The sequence below is a fragment of the Pseudomonas sp. MF6755 genome, from assembly GCF_016405635.1.
Classification (GTDB): Bacteria; Pseudomonadota; Gammaproteobacteria; order Pseudomonadales; family Pseudomonadaceae; genus Aquipseudomonas; species Aquipseudomonas haemolytica.
Map to the genome: position 1 here is coordinate 444,806 of NZ_JAEKDA010000001.1, position 16,707 is coordinate 461,512.

At 60.0% G+C, this 16,707-nt stretch carries 18 protein-coding genes; 6 read left to right on the forward strand and 12 right to left on the reverse strand.

Annotated elements, in window-relative coordinates; all coding sequences use genetic code 11:
* Nucleotides 1-25 precede the first annotated feature (25 nt).
* Genes JFT66_RS02100 through dapA form a run of 3 tightly spaced genes read right to left on the reverse strand, consistent with a single transcriptional unit; the run spans nt 26 to nt 2,800 of the window.
* Nucleotides 26-784, reverse strand: coding sequence for an MBL fold metallo-hydrolase (locus JFT66_RS02100; RefSeq protein ID WP_153837692.1), 759 nt, complete (start codon nt 782-784; stop codon nt 26-28).
* A gap of 4 nt (nt 785-788) precedes the next feature.
* Complete coding sequence (bamC, locus tag JFT66_RS02105) at nt 789-1,904, reverse strand: outer membrane protein assembly factor BamC (RefSeq protein ID WP_034118623.1); 1,116 nt, start codon at nt 1,902-1,904, stop codon at nt 789-791.
* A gap of 17 nt (nt 1,905-1,921) precedes the next feature.
* Nucleotides 1,922-2,800 (reverse strand): 4-hydroxy-tetrahydrodipicolinate synthase, encoded by an 879-nt coding sequence (dapA, locus tag JFT66_RS02110; RefSeq protein WP_034118622.1) that lies wholly within the window; start codon nt 2,798-2,800, stop codon nt 1,922-1,924.
* 262 nt (nt 2,801-3,062) lie between these two features.
* On the opposite strand from dapA, the gene JFT66_RS02115 reads away from it, so the two are divergent.
* On the forward strand, nt 3,063-3,623 hold the full coding sequence (locus JFT66_RS02115; RefSeq protein WP_003189463.1) for a glycine cleavage system protein R: 561 nt from the start codon (nt 3,063-3,065) through the stop codon (nt 3,621-3,623).
* A gap of 11 nt (nt 3,624-3,634) precedes the next feature.
* Nucleotides 3,635-4,108, forward strand: coding sequence for a peroxiredoxin (locus JFT66_RS02120; RefSeq protein WP_198858667.1), 474 nt, complete (start codon nt 3,635-3,637; stop codon nt 4,106-4,108).
* A 19-nt stretch (nt 4,109-4,127) separates the two neighbouring features.
* On the opposite strand, the gene JFT66_RS02125 is transcribed toward JFT66_RS02120, so the two are convergent.
* Entirely contained in the window at nt 4,128-4,367 is a 240-nt protein-coding gene (locus JFT66_RS02125; RefSeq protein ID WP_153837690.1) for a sulfurtransferase TusA family protein, read from the reverse strand.
* A gap of 95 nt (nt 4,368-4,462) precedes the next feature.
* On the opposite strand from JFT66_RS02125, the gene JFT66_RS02130 reads away from it, so the two are divergent.
* Entirely contained in the window at nt 4,463-5,896 is a 1,434-nt protein-coding gene (locus tag JFT66_RS02130) for a M48 family metalloprotease (protein ID WP_034118619.1), read from the forward strand.
* Between the two features lie 67 nt (nt 5,897-5,963).
* On the opposite strand, the gene JFT66_RS02135 is transcribed toward JFT66_RS02130, so the two are convergent.
* The 4 genes from JFT66_RS02135 to rpoE form a co-directional block, all read right to left on the reverse strand.
* Nucleotides 5,964-7,400 carry a DegQ family serine endoprotease gene (locus JFT66_RS02135; RefSeq protein ID WP_153837689.1) on the reverse strand — a complete coding sequence of 479 codons (1,437 nt, stop codon included), beginning with the start codon at nt 7,398-7,400 and terminating at the stop codon, nt 5,964-5,966.
* Nucleotides 7,401-7,635: 235 nt separating this feature from the next.
* Nucleotides 7,636-8,595 carry a MucB/RseB C-terminal domain-containing protein gene (locus tag JFT66_RS02140; protein ID WP_198858668.1) on the reverse strand — a complete coding sequence of 320 codons (960 nt, stop codon included), beginning with the start codon at nt 8,593-8,595 and terminating at the stop codon, nt 7,636-7,638.
* A gap of 16 nt (nt 8,596-8,611) precedes the next feature.
* Entirely contained in the window at nt 8,612-9,199 is a 588-nt protein-coding gene (locus tag JFT66_RS02145) for a sigma-E factor negative regulatory protein (RefSeq protein ID WP_034118616.1), read from the reverse strand.
* 32 nt (nt 9,200-9,231) lie between these two features.
* A complete protein-coding gene (gene rpoE / locus JFT66_RS02150; RefSeq protein ID WP_003172477.1) occupies nt 9,232-9,813 on the reverse strand; it encodes an RNA polymerase sigma factor RpoE in 582 nt (193 codons plus the stop codon).
* Nucleotides 9,814-10,274: 461 nt separating this feature from the next.
* Between rpoE and nadB the strand changes: the two genes are divergently transcribed.
* On the forward strand, nt 10,275-11,891 hold the full coding sequence (gene nadB / locus JFT66_RS02155; protein WP_198858669.1) for an L-aspartate oxidase: 1,617 nt from the start codon (nt 10,275-10,277) through the stop codon (nt 11,889-11,891).
* On the opposite strand, the gene JFT66_RS02160 is transcribed toward nadB, so the two are convergent.
* Nucleotides 11,860-12,306 carry a protein YgfX gene (locus JFT66_RS02160; protein WP_198858670.1) on the reverse strand — a complete coding sequence of 149 codons (447 nt, stop codon included), beginning with the start codon at nt 12,304-12,306 and terminating at the stop codon, nt 11,860-11,862. The two genes, nadB and JFT66_RS02160, sit on opposite strands and share 32 nt — an antisense overlap.
* Entirely contained in the window at nt 12,290-12,544 is a 255-nt protein-coding gene (locus JFT66_RS02165; protein WP_014717362.1) for an FAD assembly factor SdhE, read from the reverse strand. The genes JFT66_RS02160 and JFT66_RS02165 overlap by 17 nt, the downstream gene beginning before the upstream one ends.
* 140 nt (nt 12,545-12,684) lie before the next feature.
* Here JFT66_RS02165 and ygfZ point away from each other — a divergent pair, with 140 nt between their 5' ends.
* The gene (ygfZ, locus tag JFT66_RS02170; protein ID WP_034118602.1) at nt 12,685-13,626 is read left to right on the forward strand and encodes a CAF17-like 4Fe-4S cluster assembly/insertion protein YgfZ; all 942 of its coding nucleotides are present in this window, start codon (nt 12,685-12,687) and stop codon (nt 13,624-13,626) included.
* Between the two features lie 36 nt (nt 13,627-13,662).
* Nucleotides 13,663-14,484 (forward strand): HDOD domain-containing protein, encoded by an 822-nt coding sequence (locus tag JFT66_RS02175; protein ID WP_034118601.1) that lies wholly within the window; start codon nt 13,663-13,665, stop codon nt 14,482-14,484.
* Here the strand turns inward: JFT66_RS02175 and JFT66_RS02180 are convergent, their stop codons facing one another.
* Both JFT66_RS02180 and JFT66_RS02185 read right to left on the reverse strand, forming a co-directional pair.
* Entirely contained in the window at nt 14,485-15,870 is a 1,386-nt protein-coding gene (locus tag JFT66_RS02180; RefSeq protein WP_034118600.1) for a sensor histidine kinase, read from the reverse strand. It lies immediately after the preceding gene.
* The gene (locus tag JFT66_RS02185; RefSeq protein WP_034118599.1) at nt 15,863-16,534 is read right to left on the reverse strand and encodes a response regulator; all 672 of its coding nucleotides are present in this window, start codon (nt 16,532-16,534) and stop codon (nt 15,863-15,865) included. Before JFT66_RS02185 ends, JFT66_RS02180 begins: the two co-directional genes overlap by 8 nt.
* Nucleotides 16,535-16,707 lie beyond the last annotated feature (173 nt).

The window sequence follows — 16,707 nt, forward strand, 5'->3', positions numbered from 1 at the left end:
TGGGCTCCGCTTTCAGTAAGGTGGGCTAGGCGATGTGTCGCCAGTCGAGCCCTGAATCTTGATCGGCCAGTTGCAGCCAGTCCGGGTCGCACCCGAGGGTGTCGACAAAACATTGCCGGGCAAGCGTCGGCAGGTTGTTCTTGCTGCTCAGGTGGGCCAGGACCAAGTGTTGCAGGTCTTGCCAGCCCAACTCATACACCAGGTACGCCGCCTGGTGGTTGTTCAAATGCCCCAGCTCGCCGCCCACCCGCTGCTTGAGAAAGTAGGGGTAATGACCGCGTGCCAGCAAGTCTCGGCAGTGGTTGGACTCGATCATCAAGGCATCGAGATTCCGGTAACCATCCAGCACTTTGGCGCAATAGGAACCCAGATCGGTCAGCACGCCGAAACGCCGCTGGCCGTCACTGAATACGTATTGCGTCGGCTCCTGGGCATCGTGAGCGACCGCAATGACATCGATGCTCAAGGCACCGATTTGCAGTTGCTCGCCACCCGCCAGAAAGCCTGCAGGTTCAATGGGTTTGCGCATCCCGCGCAGAGTGCCGCGACTCAAGTACACCGGCAGATTGTAGCGACGAGACAGCAAACCCACGCCATGCACGTGGTCGGCATGTTCGTGGGTCACTAGAATCGCGCTCAACTGCGTGGGGTGAACCCCCAGGCGCAGCAGGCGTCGCTCGGTTTCCCGCAGGGAGAAACCACAATCCACCAGCACGTATGTGTCGTCATGGGCGACCAGCGTACCGTTCCCTTGGCTACCGCTGCCGAGAACGGCAAAACGCATCGGATCAGCCCAGGTTGTCTTGAATCACGCCCAACACTTTGCGCGCCGTTTCAGCTGGCGCAACGGTGTTGATGTTCTTCTCGACGGTGACTTGTACGCTCTCGCCAACCTTGCTCAAACGAACCTGGTAACGCTCGGCACGGGTTTCGACTTCTTCCTTGGTCGGCGTGCTGCCGAACAATTTGCCGAAGAAACCTGGCTCGTCGTCTTTCTTCTCGGCCTTTTCAGCCACGTTGATGTAGTACAGGCCCAGGCTGCGGTTGATGTCTTCAACGCGCCAAGGGCCCTGCTCCAACGCGCGACCGACACTGGCCCAGGCACGGTCGAGGTCTTCACCCAGGTTCAGCACCACGTTACCGCTGCCATCTTCGGTGAGGCTGACGCGGTTAGGCGTATCGTAATCACGCGCGGCAAGCAGGGAAACGGAACCGCCCTTCTCGGAAATACGGCTCATGCTAGCCAGCATCTCGTCGACCAGCGCGGCGTCGACGCCGGTGTTGACCGAACGTGGTGTGAAATCGACGTTGGCTGTGCTGCCCGCAGGACGCTCGGCGCTGACCACATAGACTTCACTGGTATTGCGCTGCACGCCTGGCTCTATGCGCACACGCACACGGGCTTCGCTGTCGGCGGCTACACCACCGGCCAGCAGGCGCTGGGCCATGTTGGCGGACAGTTCGCGGCCTTGCTGCCACGCCGTGGTGAACTCACCGGTCTGCGGGCGTTGCTGGTCGAGGCGGAAACCGTTGTCCTGGAAGAACTGCACGGCCACTGGCCAGACTTCGGCAGGTGGGCGCTGGGCCACGATCCAGCGGTTGTCGCCGCTTTTCTGCAGGCTGTAGTCGCTGGCATCCGCCACTGCCGTAATTGGCTGTGGGCGCGGCACCACGTATTCACCCTTGACAGTGTCATCGGCAACATTGCGTGGGATCGGCAGCAACGGGTCAAGGCGCTTGGCGACATTGACATCCGGCGGCAATTGCATCGGTTTGGTTGCTTGTGCTTCCAGGTAATCGCTGCCGCGGTCACGGAAGTAGCCTTCCGGGCCCCAAATCCAACCGCAGCCACTGGTGCTGGAGATAATCAAGGCAAGTGCGGAAAGTCCGGCCAATCGCTTCATGCGTAGTGCTTCCTCAATTAAACCAGGACGCCGGACTGGCGCAGGGCCTGTCGCAGCGGTTCGTGACAGGCTTCGCTGAGCCGGGTGAGCGGCAGACGGATACCGTCCGGCATCAGGCCCATCTCAAACAGCGCCCACTTCACGGGAATAGGGTTGGATTCGATAAACAATGTCTTGTTGAGCGGCATCAGCTTCTCGTGAATGCCACGGGCAGTCACGGCGTCGCCGGCGATGGCGGCGGCGCACATTTCGCTCATGGCGCGCGGGGCCACGTTGGCGGTCACGGAGATGTTGCCTTTGCCACCCAGCAGGATCAGCTCGACGGCCGTGGCGTCATCACCGGAATACACCAGGAAGTCGCTGCTCACGCCGGCCAGGATGTCCTTGGCGCGCTGCAGGTCGCCGGTAGCTTCCTTGATGCCGATAATGTTCGGCACGGTGGACAGGCGGATCACGGTCTCGGCCTTCATATCGCACGCGGTGCGACCCGGTACGTTATAGAGGATCTGCGGGATGTCGACGGCTTCGGCAATGGTACGGAAGTGCTGGTACAGGCCTTCCTGGGTCGGCTTGTTGTAGTACGGGGTTACCAGAAGACAGGCGTCGGCGCCGGCTTTCTTGGCATTCCTGGTCAGCTCGATCGCTTCACGCGTCGAGTTGGCGCCCGTACCGGCGATCACGGCAATGCGGCCCGCAACGCGCTTGACCACGAATTCGATCACCTGGATGTGTTCTTCCACATCGAGGGTGGCCGATTCACCTGTAGTGCCGACCGCCACGATGGCGTTGGTGCCCTCTTGCAGGTGGAAGTCCACCAGTTTGCCCAGGCTGTCCCAGTCGAGACGACCTTGTGCATCCATGGGTGTGACCAGTGCCACCATACTGCCCGCAATCATGCAACCGCTCCTGCCGGAAAAAGAGAGCCGTAATGGTACTGGCGCCAAGATGCTTGTACAAGCGAAGTACCGCGTGAGGACGCGTTCTGGACCAACTAAACGTCGGGCGATGCCATCATTGGGCCAAAGTACCGCCTGAGGTCGACCGATCACGCAATGAAAACGCCACCTCCTAGCCCTTGGCGACGGTTTTCGCTACCCTTCATCCTTTGATCGATACGGCCCACACGGTATCGACCGCTCATCGCTTTAGGAAGGCTGCATGTCCACCCCCACAGTTCGCGAACAATTCCTTGTTATCAGTGCCCTCGGCGCCAACCCCATGGAGCTGACCAACGTCCTGTGCCGCGCCAGCCATGAGAACCGCTGCGCCGTCGTGACCTCCCGCCTGACCCGCCACGGCGAGTGCAGCGCGCTGGTCTTGCAGATTTCCGGCTCCTGGGACGCCTTGGCGCGCCTCGAAACCGGCCTGCCGGGCCTGGCCAAGAAACACGATTTCACCGTCAACGTAGTGCGCAGCGCCGCCCTGGAAAATCGCCCGCAGGCCCTGCCTTATGTAGCGTATGTCAGCTCGGCCTACCGTTCTGATATCGTCAACGAGTTGTGCCAGTTCTTCATCGACCACAACGTCGAGCTGGAAAACCTGACCTGCGACACCTACCAGGCCCCGCAAACTGGCGGCACCATGCTCAACGCGACATTCACCGTGACCCTTCCGGCGGGCGTACAGATCAGTTGGTTGCGCGACCAGTTCCTGGATTTCGCCGATGCCCTGAACCTCGACGCACTGATCGAGCCATGGCGCCCACAGAACCCAATGTAAGGAAGTACTCCATGCCGGTAGCCATCGACAAACCCGTGGCCGATTTCGAAGCCCAGGCCACCAGCGGCCAGACCTTCAGCCTCGCAGCCCTCAAGGGCAAGCAAGTGGTGATCTACTTCTACCCGAAGGACAGCACCCCGGGCTGCACCACCGAAGGCCAGGGTTTTCGTGACCAGTACGCAGCGTTCAAGGCCGCCAACACCGAAGTGTTCGGCGTGTCGCGTGACAGCGTAAAGTCCCACGAGAACTTCAAGGGCAAGCAGGAATTTCCCTTCGAGCTGATCAGTGATAAAGATGAAGCGGTTTGCCAGCTGTTTGATGTGATCAAGCTGAAGAAGCTGTATGGCAAGGAATACCTGGGCGTGGATCGCAGCACGTTCCTGATCGACAAAGATGGTGTACTGCGCCAGGAATGGCGCGGCGTGAAAGTGCCGGGGCATGTAGATGCGGTTTTAGCGGCGGCGCAGGCGCTGAACAAGGCCTGATCTTGCGTCGACAAGGTCGTCAGGCCTTGCGCAACCAATAACGGTAAACACCGGCAGCCTCTTCTTCCTTGACCAGCGTATGGCCGGCCAGCTTGGCAAAGGTCCGGAAATCACGCTGGGAGCCTGCATCCGTGGCGGTCACCTTGAGCACTGCGCCGCTGGCCAAACGATTGAGTTCCAGCTTGGCCTTGAGCAAGGGCAACGGACAGTTGAGGCCGCTGGCATCGAGTTCGGCGTCAAAGGCTACAGCGTCGGTCATGGTGTTACTCCAGGCAAACATTTGGGCTGCTTAGAATATCTGGTCCGAAGCGCAGTGTCCGGCTACAGTAAGCTCTTTGTCGAAAGGCTTTGTGCATGACTTTTTTGCGCCCTACCCTGCTGACGCTGGCCTGCCTGCTGGCCTCCCCGGCCTTCGCTGACGAGCTGCCGTCACTTGGCGACGCCAGTTCTGCCATTGTCTCGCCACAACAGGAATACCAACTGGGCCGCGCATGGTTGGCCTACCTGCGCGGTCAGGTCTCGCAGCTCAATGACCCGCAACTCAAGGATTACGTCGAAACCAGCGTGTACAAACTGGTGGAGACCAGCCAGGTCAACGACCGGCGCCTGGAATTCATCCTGATCAACAGCCCCCAGCTCAATGCCTTTGCCGCACCCGGTGGGATCGTCGGGGTCAACGGCGGCTTGTTTCTCAATGCGCAGACCGAAGGTGAATATGCGTCGGTACTGGCCCACGAACTGGCTCACTTGTCCCAGCGTCACTTTGCCAGGGGCGTGGAAGCACAGTCACGCATGCAACTACCGATGATGGCTGCTCTGCTCGGCGGCATCATCGCCGCCGCCGCAGGTGCCGGCGATGCGGGTATCGCCGCGATTGCCGGCTCACAAGCCGCAGCGATCCAGGAGCAGCGCCGGTTCTCCCGGCAGAACGAACAAGAGGCTGACCGTATCGGCATCCTCAATCTGGAAAAAGCCGGCTACGATCCGCGTTCCATGCCCACCATGTTTGAACGCCTGATGCGCCAATACCGCTTCGACGCCAAGCCACCGGAATTCCTGCTGACTCACCCGGTGACGGAATCGCGGATCGCCGATACCCGCAACCGCGCCGAGCAGGCCAAACCCGGCGGCAAGGAAGACAGCTTGCGCTATCAACTGATTCGCGCACGGGTGCAATTGAAGTACGAAGACACGCCAGGTCTCGCCGCCAAGCGCTTCCAGGCCCAGTTGGACGACAACCCTAAAAACGACGTGGCGCGATATGGCCTGGCCATCGCCCAGATCAAAGGTACCCAACTCAAGGAAGCACGGGAGAGCCTGGCGCCGCTGCTGGCCAAGGCGCCCAACGACATCACCTACAATCTGGCGCAGATCGAGCTGGATATCACCAGCAATCGCATGCCGGATGCACAGCAACGCACTGACCGCATGCTCACGCAATATCCCAGCAACTATCCACTGAACCAGGTGCGGGTTGACTTGTTGCTTAAACAGAACCGCACTGCTGATGCTGAGAAGGCGCTGGACGGGTTGCTCAAGTCCCGCCCGGACGATCCAGACGTATGGTATCAAGTCGCCGAAACGCGCGGCTTGTCCGGCAACATCATCGGCCTGCATCAGGCTCGCGCCGAATACTTCGCACTGGTGGGTGATTTCCAGCAAGCCATTCAGCAGTTGGACTTTGCCAAGCGCCGCGCTGGCAACAACTTCCCTCTGTCCTCGCGCATCGATGCCCGTCAGCGCGAGCTGATCGAGCAGGAACGCCTGGTGAAAGGGATGATGAGCTAAACCCATCGCCCACAAAAAAGCCCCGCTATCGTTAACCGACAGCGGGGCTTTTTTGTGGGCTAGCGAATTACTCTGCCAGCTTGAAGGTAATGAAGCTCGCACGACCTTGACGCAGGACGCGCATCGACACCGAGCGATTCTTCGGCAACGCCTTGGCGATGTCGGTGAATTCCTTGGTGGTGTCGATCGCCTGGTTGTTCAGGTGAGTGATCACGTCGCCAGGCTGCAGGCCGATCAAGGCGGCCGGGCCGTCCTGCACTTCCTTGATCACGACACCGCTCTGCAGGTCGAAGGTTTTCTTCTGCTCGGCGGTCAGTTCAACCACGGCAATACCCAGGCGGTTGCTGCTGCGCTCGGCACCTGGCTTGGCGTTGCCCAGGGCATCAAGGGTCGCGCCTTCCTCCGGGATGGCGCCGACGGTCAGTTCAACGGTCTGGCGCTTGCCATCACGAATCACTTCCAGCTTGGCTTTGCCGCCGGCCTTGAGCGCACCGACCAGATGAGGCAAGTCGGCCGACATGACAATCGGCTGACCGTTCATGCTAAGGATCACGTCGCCGACCTTCAGACCGCCTTTGGCCGCAGGGCCATTATCCTGAATCTGTGCAACCAGGGCGCCAGCCGGCTTGTCGAGACCGAAGGACTCAGCCAGGTCTTTGTTCACTTCCTGGATCACCACGCCCAACCAGCCACGGCTGACCTTGCCACCGCTTTTCAACTGATTGGAAACGTCCATGGCCACGTCAATCGGGATCGCGAAAGACACGCCCATGAAGCCCCCGGAACGGGTGTAGATCTGCGAGTTGATCCCCACCACCTCGCCGGCCAGGTTGAACAGCGGGCCACCGGAGTTGCCCGGGTTGATCGGCACGTCAGTCTGGATGAACGGTACGTAGTTTTCGTTCGGCAGGCTACGACCGATGGCGCTGACGATGCCCTGCGTAACGGTATGATCGAAGCCGAACGGCGAACCGATTGCTACCACCCATTGGCCGGCCTTCAAATCCTGGGATTTACCCAGCTTGAGCACCGGCAAGTCCTTGCCATCTATTTTCAGCAAGGCTACGTCGGAACGCGGGTCGGTGCCGATCAGCTTGGCCTTGAGTTCACTGCGATCAGCCAGGCGTACGAGAATCTCGTCGGCATCGGCAATCACGTGGTTGTTGGTGAGGATATAGCCGTCAGGTGAAATGATGAAGCCGGAGCCCAGGGACTGGGCTTCTCGCTGGCCACCACCACCGCGAGGGGTACGTGGTTGCGGCATGCCTCGCTCGAAGAACTCGCGCAGCATGGGCGGCAAGCCTTCCAGATCCGGCATCTGCTGGTTCGAGACTTTGCGATCCGGCAGTTTCTGCGTGGTGCTGATGTTCACCACCGCAGGCGAGGCCTGCTCCACCAGTTGGGTGAAGTCAGGCAGCTCGACTGCTTGCGCAGGCAAGGCCTGACCCAGCACCAGTACCGTGGCGACTATGGATAGGTAAGACTTCAAACGTGGTATCGACATACAGCTCCCGTTACGACGAGCAAGGTTGAGCGACAGGGTTCAATAAACGCCGAATATTGCGATCGGCATTTTTGTTCCGCGAACAAAACAAGGCCAGAGCCAACAAACCCTGACCTATAAAAAACATGAGGAATTTTTGCAAGTGAAAATGCTGATCCAGAAATTTCATACGTTCAGCACCTAACCAAACTTGGGCACAGATTGAAAGATCAGGATGAACATTAGATTAACCATCTCACGGCTTGGCAGCGGCCTTCTCACTGCGCAGCGACAACGCGATACGCTCAGCAGTGCCGATAGGAATTTCACCCACGACCGTCACCATCATTTCACCCTCTACCGTATTCAAGCGCCGGGATACGGCTACGGTGGGGCCTACCTGAGTGCGGGTTTCATTGACGTCCGCGTCGTTGGTTGACTCAAGAAACACAGAAAAACGCGCCAGCCCATCATCGTACATCAAGCTGTCGACTGTTGATTTCGTTTGGGGATTTTTGCGTGTGTTGCTGCTGATCTGTTGAAAACCTGTCGGCAGCCAATCCAGATGCCACGCCTGGGCGGCAGGCATGTCCGGCTCTTTACGTGTAGAAACGGCTACCGGCGAGCATTCGTTGCTGGGCTGCAAGTCATGGTCGGAGGGAGCTACCGAAGTTTCCAGCCGAGTGAACTGAAAGCGCTCCAACAACTGCCCCTGGTCATTAAGCAGCAGGGATTTGAGCGGCAGCGCGGTCTCACGGTCCAGGTGCAATTCAAAGCCATAGCGGTATTGATCTCGCGGCTTGATCGACACAATCACTGCATTACGCCCGGCCACGCGGGATTTACCAATGACGGCGAGTTCATAGAGTTGAGTGAGTTTTTGTGGATCAAATGCACGCGAAGATGCATCAGGAGAGTTACTGAGGCCAGCAACCAGGGCGCCACTGACGCACTGCGTCCGGCCATCCACTCGTACGGCTTCCTGAGCCGAGCCATCAAGCTGCAGCAACCGTTCACGGACATGACCATCCTGGACACGATGCCAGATGTCATGAGTAGAAAAACTGCCATTACGTTCGTAGACAAACGTACCTTCGAAGCTTTGCTGCTGCTCTGCACGCCCAAGTCGAATCAGCCAGTCTTGGGCTTCATCGGCATGGGCGGGTAGTGCAAACCAACTACTGAGCAAAAGCGTAAGGAGCGGTATGGCGCGCATAGGGCTCCTTAGCGGATCAGCGGTTTTCCTGGCTTGCTGCTCGAGCGTATGGCAGAGCGCTTTCGGCGCCTTTCGAGGCCGATTCCTGTGCGTGTTGACGCAGGTAGCCTGGAAGACGCTGGTCCTGCCAGCCGGATTGCCCTTGAAGTACACCATTAGCCATAGGGCCGGTGGTATCGGAGCTTTCCTTGTAGCCTGCCAGTACAGCCGGGCCTTTGACTTGCGGGCCGGCCATGACCGGTTGCTGAGTCTGTTGCGCCAACTCGTTACCCGCAATCTCGTCCTGGTTGTACAGGCGAACCCCGGCCAGTACAGCGACGGTTACCGAAGCAGCCACTGCCAGGCGACCCAGGCTACGCCATGGACCCCGTGCAGCTTTTGCCGGAACGGCTTCATCAGCAAGCGCAGCAGAAACGGCCGCAGCAATATCCAGACGAGGGATTAGAAGATCCTTATGCATCACCGCCCGAGCGACTTGGTAACGAGACCAGGTATCACGGGTTTCGGCATCATCAAATGCGTTAAGCACTCGACGAAGTTCCAGTTCATCCGCTTCGTTATCCATCACTGCGGACAGCGATTCCTGCAGGGCATCACGACTCATGGCGGTTCCTCTCTTGGCTGTCGCCGCTGTCTTTAGTTTTCCTGCAACAATGGTTGCAGGGCTTTGTCGATGGCTTCCCGGGCCCGGAAAATCCGTGACCTTACAGTCCCCACCGGACATTGCATGACGCTCGCAATGTCTTCGTAACTCAGACCATCGAATTCACGTAAAGTTAACGCAGTACGCAAATCTTCTGGCAGTTGCTGAATTGTGCGATGGACGGTGCCTTCGATCTCGTCGCGCAGCAATGCACGCTCCGGCGACTCGAGATCCTTGAGGCCGTGATCACCATCGTAAAATTCTGCATCTTCTGAACTAACATCACTGTCTGGTGGGCGGCGGCCGCGAGACACCAGATAGTTCTTCGCCGTGTTAATGGCGATGCGGTACAGCCACGTATAAAACGCACTATCACCGCGAAAATTTCCCAGTGCACGGTACGCCTTGATAAAGGCTTCCTGTGCAACGTCCTGCGCTTCATGGGTGTCGTGCACAAACCGCACGATCAACCCGAGAATTTTGTGCTGGTATTTCAGCACTAGCAGATCAAATGCTCGCTTGTCGCCGCGTTGTACGCGCTCGACCAGCTGCTGATCCTCTTCCTGGGTTAGCATGAACACTCCTCGTTGTACTTGAAGGAGGCTTGCATAACTAAACGATCAGGCTTGCAAACATAGACTCGGGCTTTTCGCAAAAGTTCTCCCCCTTCAAGCAAGTTTCCGGCATGCACTGATTTGGCACACACGAAAAACGCAGCCCGGGCGGTGCCGGCTGCGCGAATAATCTTGTCGCCGGTTTCGTGACGCGTCCAATGCTCCCGACGGGCCAATAAACTCAACGTCTTCCCAGCTTTCGGGCAACCTGCTATTGAGTCGGGGCTTATGCAAAAAGTTCCCGTCCCGCCTACCGGCTGTTTCCCAAAGCTGCGCAGCATAATCTCACAATGCCACGAATGCCTGGCTATTGTGCCGCTCCCCCCCTCTATATACTAGTGGCCCGTGTGCCCCTTTGATTCGCCGATCCAGGCGTCCTGTTCGCGCCGCTCCTTCGGATCGCTTTTTGCGGAATCCATTCAATGAGCCAACAGTTTCAACACGATGTCCTGGTGATCGGTAGCGGCGCAGCCGGCTTGAGCCTTGCCCTGACCCTGCCCAGCCACCTGCGTATCGCAGTCTTGAGCAAAGGCGACCTGGCCAACGGCTCGACATTCTGGGCCCAGGGCGGTGTCGCCGCTGTGCTGGACGACACCGACACAGTGCAATCCCACGTCGAAGACACCCTCAACGCCGGCGGTGGCCTGTGCAATGAAGACGCCGTGCGTTTCACCGTCGAGCATAGCCGCGAAGCCATCCAATGGTTGATCGACCAAGGTGTACCGTTCACCCGCGATGAACATGCTGGCAGTGACGATGGCGGCTTTGAGTTCCACCTGACCCGCGAAGGCGGCCACAGCCATCGTCGAATCATTCATGCTGCCGACGCCACCGGCGCCGCGATTTTCAAGACCCTGCTCGACCAGGCCCGCCGACGCCCCAATATAGAATTGCTCGAGCAACGCGTCGCCGTCGACCTGATCACCGAAAAACGCCTGGGCCTTGCGGGCGAGCGCTGCCTGGGCGCCTACGTGCTCAACCGCGCCAGCGGTGAAGTCGATACCTACGGCGCACGCTTCACCATCCTGGCCTCGGGCGGCGCCGCCAAGGTCTACCTTTATACCAGCAACCCCGACGGCGCCTGCGGCGACGGCATTGCCATGGCCTGGCGCTCGGGCTGCCGCGTGGCTAACCTGGAATTCAACCAGTTCCACCCCACCTGCTTGTATCACCCACAAGCCAAGAGCTTCCTGATCACCGAAGCCCTGCGCGGCGAAGGCGCGCACTTGAAGCTGCCCAATGGCGAACGTTTCATGCAGCGCTTCGACCCACGCGCCGAACTGGCACCGCGCGATATCGTCGCCCGCGCCATCGACCATGAAATGAAGCGCCTGGGTATCGACTGCGTGTACCTGGACATCAGCCACAAGCCCGAAGCGTTCATCAAGACCCACTTCCCGACCGTCTACGAACGCTGTCTGACCTTCAATATCGACATCACCAAAGGCCCGATCCCGGTGGTGCCCGCTGCGCACTACACCTGCGGCGGCGTGATGGTCGACCAGCATGGCCGCACCGATGTACCTGGCCTCTACGCCATTGGCGAAACCAGCTTCACCGGCCTGCACGGCGCCAACCGCATGGCCAGCAATTCACTGCTCGAGTGCTTCGTGTACGCTCGCTCAGCGGCGCAGGACATCCTTGAACAACTGTCGCGCATCTCGGTACCGGCCGCCCTGCCCCGCTGGGACGCCAGCCAGGTCACCGATTCGGACGAAGACGTGATCATCGCGCACAACTGGGACGAGCTACGGCGCTTCATGTGGGACTACGTGGGGATCGTGCGCACCAACAAGCGCTTGCAGCGTGCACAACACCGGGTGCGCTTGCTGCTGGATGAGATCGACGAGTTCTACAGCAACTATAAGGTCAGCCGCGACCTGATCGAACTGCGCAACCTCGCCCAAGTCGCTGAGTTGATGATCCGCTGCGCCATGGAACGCAAGGAAAGCCGAGGCCTGCATTACACCCTCGACTACCCGCAGATGCTGCCCGAAGCCCTCGACACTATCCTGGTGCCGACCACCTACGGCGGCTGAACTTCAGGCGCACCCGCAGGCGCCGGTGTATATCGGCGGCCTGCGCGTCCTTCGGCACACAGATCGAGCGCACCCGCAGCTCACCGGGCACTCGATAGCGCAACACCACGATCAGCGGCAAGGCCAGACTGTCGGGACGCAGTTGTACCGCGTGCCAGCCACGCGCGGCGCTCCATAATTGCCAGCCATCGTCGTCACGGCGCAGGCAACGAATCGACGAACGGTGATTAAGCAGGATATGGCGCGGTAAAGCCCAGGCGCAGTGAACCAGGCATAACAGGATGCCGAGGCTCGAATAAGGCAGGTGCAGAACCAGCAGGCTACCCAGCGCGATCAGTTGGGCAAGCAGATACACCGCCAGCAACAGCCGTGAGGCCTGCCAGCGGCATTCGAAGCGATTACTTGGGCTGGACACGATCCAGGATCATCCGAACCATGCGTTGCAGCTCCGGATCTTCAGATTCGGCTCGCTCCATGAACCAGCCAAACATGTCCTGGTCTTCGCAAGTCAGCAACCTGACGTAGAGGTCGCGGTCCACCTGATTGAGCGTCGCGTACACCTCTTTAGTGAACGGCACCAACAACACATCCAGCTCCAGCATGCCACGACGGCTGTGCCAGTAGAGGCGATTGATTTCTACATCTTCGACCATGGAGCGCTCCTCAAATAGAGCGCAAGTATACAGCCCCGACGAGACCGGAACAGTCGGCTTTGGTCGCCCCATACGGAAACTATCCATTTGCCGGGCGCCCCTCTATGATGCACCCATGACTTTTTGATCTGCGATGACCCATGGCTGACTCTGCTTTTTTCTGCCCGCTGTCCCACGAAGGCGTTCTCGCCGTCCGCGGCTCCGATGCTGCCAAGTTCCTGCAGGGCCAACTGACCTGCAACCTCAATTACCTGAGTGACACCCAGGCCAGCCTGGGCGCGCGCTGCACGCAAAAAGGCCGCATGCAGTCGAGCTTCCGCATCCTGCTGCAAGGGGACGGCGTACTCCTGGCCATGGCCACCGAGCTGCTCGAACCACAGCTGGCGGACCTGAAAAAGTACGCGGTGTTCTCCAAATCCAAACTCACCGACGAAAGCGCCGCCTGGGCTCGCTTCGGCCTGGCGGACGCAGACGCCTCCCTCGCCGCCCTTGGCCTGGAGCTACCGGTCGAGACCGACAGTGTGGTGCGCACCGATACATTGATCGCCATCCGTGTCTCCCCCGGCCGCGCCGAACTCTGGGTGCCCAGTGAACAATCTGACGCCGTGCGCAGCCAACTGGCCGCGCAACTGCCGCAGGCTGACTTGAATGCATGGCTACTGGGCCAGATCCGTGCGGGTATCGGCCAAGTGATGCCGCAGACTCGCGAGCTGTTCATCCCGCAGATGCTCAACCTGCAAGCCGTAGGCGGCGTGAGTTTCAAGAAAGGTTGCTACACCGGTCAGGAAATTGTCGCGCGCATGCAGTACCTGGGTAAACTCAAGCGACGCCTGTATCGCCTGAGCCTGGAGGCGGCCGAATTACCCGAGCCTGGCACGCCTTTGTTTTCCCCCAGCCACAATAGCGCGATCGGCGAAGTCGTCATCGCGGCAAAAGCAGACCAGTCGATTGAACTTCTCGCCGTGTTGCAAGCCGAAGCTGCCGACAGTGGCGACGTGCGTTTGAGCACACTGGAAGGCCCCGGCCTGCACCTGCTGGACCTGCCTTATCAACTGGACCGTGATCGCGAGATCCAGCGCTAATCGCCGTACCTTTTTGCAACACCCTAGAGAGCATGAATGAACGAGCTGGCGGAAAAAGTCCAACAGGCTTTGGTGATGGCCATCGGCAACGATGACCTGGTTCTGCCGACACTGCCGGAGGTGGCCCTGAAAATTCGCCAGGCCGCCGAAGACCCGGAGATCAGTATCAGCCACTTGAGCAAGGTGATCAGTCGCGACACCGCCTTGTCGGCGCGCCTGATCAAGGTGGTCAACAGCCCGCTGTTACGGGCCAGCCAGGAAGTCACCGACCTGCACACGGCCATCACGCGGCTGGGCACCAACTACAGCAGTAACCTGGCCATCGGCCTGGTAATGGAGCAGATCTTTCATGCTCGCTCCGATGTGGTCGAGCAGAAAATGCGCGATGTATGGCGTCGCAGCCTGGAAGTGGCGGGCGTCAGTTACGCCTTGTGCCGTCGCCACAGCCAGCTCAAGCCAGACCAGGCGGCCTTGGGTGGCTTGGTGCATCAGATTGGCGTGCTGCCGATCCTGACGTACGCCGAGGATGACTATGAGTTGTTGTCCGACCCGGTCAGCCTCAACCATGTCATCGACAGCATCCACCCGTTGCTGGGGGACAAGCTGCTGCGCGTCTGGGACTTCCCGGAAATGCTGGTGAACCTGCCTGGCCAATACCTGGACCTGACGCGCGACTCTGCGAACCTGGACTACATCGACCTGGTGCAAGTCGCCGCGCTGTACTGCCACCGCGGCACCGACCATCCCCTGGCGAACGTGCCGATGGCTACGTTGCCGGCCATCAAGAAATTGCGCATCGACCCCTGCAGCGATGCCCTGCGCACCGAACTGGATGAAGCGCGCTCGATGTTTTACTGATCAACCGGCGATAAAACTCACGCGTACTTTCAACCCGGCCGACTCGCCATCATGCAGGCTGATCTGCGCCAAGTGCGCACGGCAGATCTCCCCGACGATTGCCAGCCCCAAGCCAGACCCCATGCCCTGTTGGCTACGTCGATAAAAACGCTCGAACACCCGGTCCCGCTCATCCAGCGGGATACCCGGGCCATCATCCTCGACCTCCAGCACCGCCGGCGCGGTCACCCGCAGAATGACGTTGCCCCCGGGTGGCGTGTGGGCCAGGGCGTTGTCCACCAGATTGCTCAGCAACTCGTTCAACAGTGTCGGTTCGCCGCGCAGCCATACCGGCTCGTCCGCCTCCAGCGCCAAGGCCACTCCCCGTGCATGAGCCAGCGGCGCCATGGCCATGCCCAGCTCGCGAGCCAACTGGCTGAGGTCGAGCAGTTGCGCGCCCCCTTCGGCAATGGCCCGGGCACCATTTTCGATACGGGCCAGGGACAATAACTGGTTGGCCAAATGCGTCAGGCGGTCGGTGCCTTGGGCGGCGCTTTCCAAGGTGCTGCGCCACGTGGCCGGTTCTTCGGCGCGCAAGCCCAGCTCCAGACGAGCCTTGAGCGCAGCCAGCGGCGTACGCAGTTCGTGGGCAGCGTCAGCAATAAACTGCGCCTGGCGCTCGAACTGCCCGCGCAGGCGCTCTGTGAAGTGATTGAGGGAACGCACCAGCGGGCCGAACTCATCCTGAACCTCCACCAATGGCAATGGCCGCAGGTCGTCAGGCTGGCGCTCTTCTACCGCCGTACGCAGACGCTCCAACGGGCGCAACGCAGCGCTCACGGCGAACCACACCAGCAGCAGCGCACCGATGGCCAGCATGCCCAGGCGCAACAAGGTGTCGGCCATCAAGCTGCGGGCCATGGCGACCCGTGCTTCGTCAGTTTCCGCGACGCGGATTTCCGCCATGCCATTCATGTTCGGTTCAGAGACGGCCTTTAGCAGGCTCACCACCCGTACAGGCTGGCCCTGGTACATCGCGTTGTAGAAGCGCGCCAACGCCGGGTAATCGTCGGTGCGCGGTGTGCCGGGTGGCGGGCCGGGAAGGTTTTCGTAACCGGATATCAGCTTCTGATCAATATCATTGACCTGATAATAAATACGCCCGGCGCTGTCGTAGGCAAAGGTGTCCAGCGCTACATACGGCACATTCGCGCTGAGGGTGCCGTCCACCTGGGTCAAACCAGCTGCAATGGTGCGCGCCGAGGCCAGCAAGGTGCGGTCATAGGCAGTGTCAGCGGCTTCGCGACCGTTCCAATACGCGCTCATGCCGCTGGCGAGCATCAATAGCACCAGCAACAGTGCCAGGTTCCACAGCAGGCGCCAGCGCAGGCTGCTGGGCTTATGCATCGCGAGCTTCAAGCAAGTAGCCAAGGCCGCGGAAAGTCACGATGGCGATGGGCTGGCCGTCGAGTTTCTTGCGCAGGCGGTGCACGTAGATTTCGATGGCGTCGGGGCTGGCCTCTTCGTCCAAACCGAATACCTGGGAAGCTAATTGCTCCTTGCTCATCACCCGCCCCGGCCGGGCGATCAGGGCTTCAAGCACGGCTTGCTCACGGGAGGTCAATGTCATCAGGTCGCCACCGACCGTGAAGCGCCGGGTGTCGAGGTCGTAGACCAGCACCCCGCAAGCCTGCTGGCGCTCACCGCCCAACACACTGCGTCGCAGCAACGCCTTGACCCGAGCTTCGAGTTCCGTCAGTTCAAATGGTTTGGCCAGGTAGTCGTCGGCGCCCAGGTTCAGACCATGCACGCGGTCTTTTACATCACTGCGTGCCGTCAGCATCAACACCGGCAGGTTCTTGCCGCGGGCGCGCAAGCGCGCCAGCACCTCGAAACCGTCCATGCGCGGCAAGCCCACATCGAGGATCGCCGCCGCGTAGTCCTCGCTGCCCAAGGCCAGGTCCGCCGCCACGCCATCGTGCAGCACGTCGACGGTCAAACCCATGCTCTTGAGCGCTTGGGCGACACTGTCGGCGAGTTGCAAATGGTCTTCAACCAGAAGGACACGCATGGATTTCTACCTCATGGGGGATGGTCGACGCCGCTTTTCATGGGCCCGCTGGCCGGCGAGTTTACAGGCGCTACCCGCCCTGTGAAGCCGGAAAACATTGAAAGGCAATTGAAAGGTTAGTGAAAGCTTCGCACTTTAGCATCGAGTGACGGTGGTCTATGCCTGCCGAGCTA

Excerpts from the sequence above, each read along its gene's own strand:
- JFT66_RS02130 (WP_034118619.1), top strand. The coding sequence starts at position 4,463 with ATGACTTTTTTGCGCCCTACCCTGCTGACGCTGGCCTGCCTGCTGGCC.
- rpoE (WP_003172477.1), bottom strand. The coding sequence starts at position 9,813 with ATGCTAACCCAGGAAGAGGATCAGCAGCTGGTCGAGCGCGTACAACGC.
- nadB (WP_198858669.1), top strand. The coding sequence starts at position 10,275 with ATGAGCCAACAGTTTCAACACGATGTCCTGGTGATCGGTAGCGGCGCA.
- ygfZ (WP_034118602.1), top strand. The coding sequence starts at position 12,685 with ATGGCTGACTCTGCTTTTTTCTGCCCGCTGTCCCACGAAGGCGTTCTC.
- dapA (WP_034118622.1), bottom strand. The coding sequence starts at position 2,800 with ATGATTGCGGGCAGTATGGTGGCACTGGTCACACCCATGGATGCACAA.
- JFT66_RS02165 (WP_014717362.1), bottom strand. The coding sequence starts at position 12,544 with ATGGTCGAAGATGTAGAAATCAATCGCCTCTACTGGCACAGCCGTCGT.
- JFT66_RS02115 (WP_003189463.1), top strand. The coding sequence starts at position 3,063 with ATGTCCACCCCCACAGTTCGCGAACAATTCCTTGTTATCAGTGCCCTC.
- bamC (WP_034118623.1), bottom strand. The coding sequence starts at position 1,904 with ATGAAGCGATTGGCCGGACTTTCCGCACTTGCCTTGATTATCTCCAGC.
- JFT66_RS02180 (WP_034118600.1), bottom strand. The coding sequence starts at position 15,870 with ATGCATAAGCCCAGCAGCCTGCGCTGGCGCCTGCTGTGGAACCTGGCA.
- JFT66_RS02145 (WP_034118616.1), bottom strand. The coding sequence starts at position 9,199 with ATGAGTCGTGATGCCCTGCAGGAATCGCTGTCCGCAGTGATGGATAAC.
- JFT66_RS02175 (WP_034118601.1), top strand. The coding sequence starts at position 13,663 with ATGAACGAGCTGGCGGAAAAAGTCCAACAGGCTTTGGTGATGGCCATC.
- JFT66_RS02185 (WP_034118599.1), bottom strand. The coding sequence starts at position 16,534 with ATGCGTGTCCTTCTGGTTGAAGACCATTTGCAACTCGCCGACAGTGTC.
- JFT66_RS02125 (WP_153837690.1), bottom strand. The coding sequence starts at position 4,367 with ATGACCGACGCTGTAGCCTTTGACGCCGAACTCGATGCCAGCGGCCTC.
- JFT66_RS02135 (WP_153837689.1), bottom strand. The coding sequence starts at position 7,400 with ATGTCGATACCACGTTTGAAGTCTTACCTATCCATAGTCGCCACGGTA.
- JFT66_RS02100 (WP_153837692.1), bottom strand. The coding sequence starts at position 784 with ATGCGTTTTGCCGTTCTCGGCAGCGGTAGCCAAGGGAACGGTACGCTG.
- JFT66_RS02140 (WP_198858668.1), bottom strand. The coding sequence starts at position 8,595 with ATGCGCGCCATACCGCTCCTTACGCTTTTGCTCAGTAGTTGGTTTGCA.
- JFT66_RS02120 (WP_198858667.1), top strand. The coding sequence starts at position 3,635 with ATGCCGGTAGCCATCGACAAACCCGTGGCCGATTTCGAAGCCCAGGCC.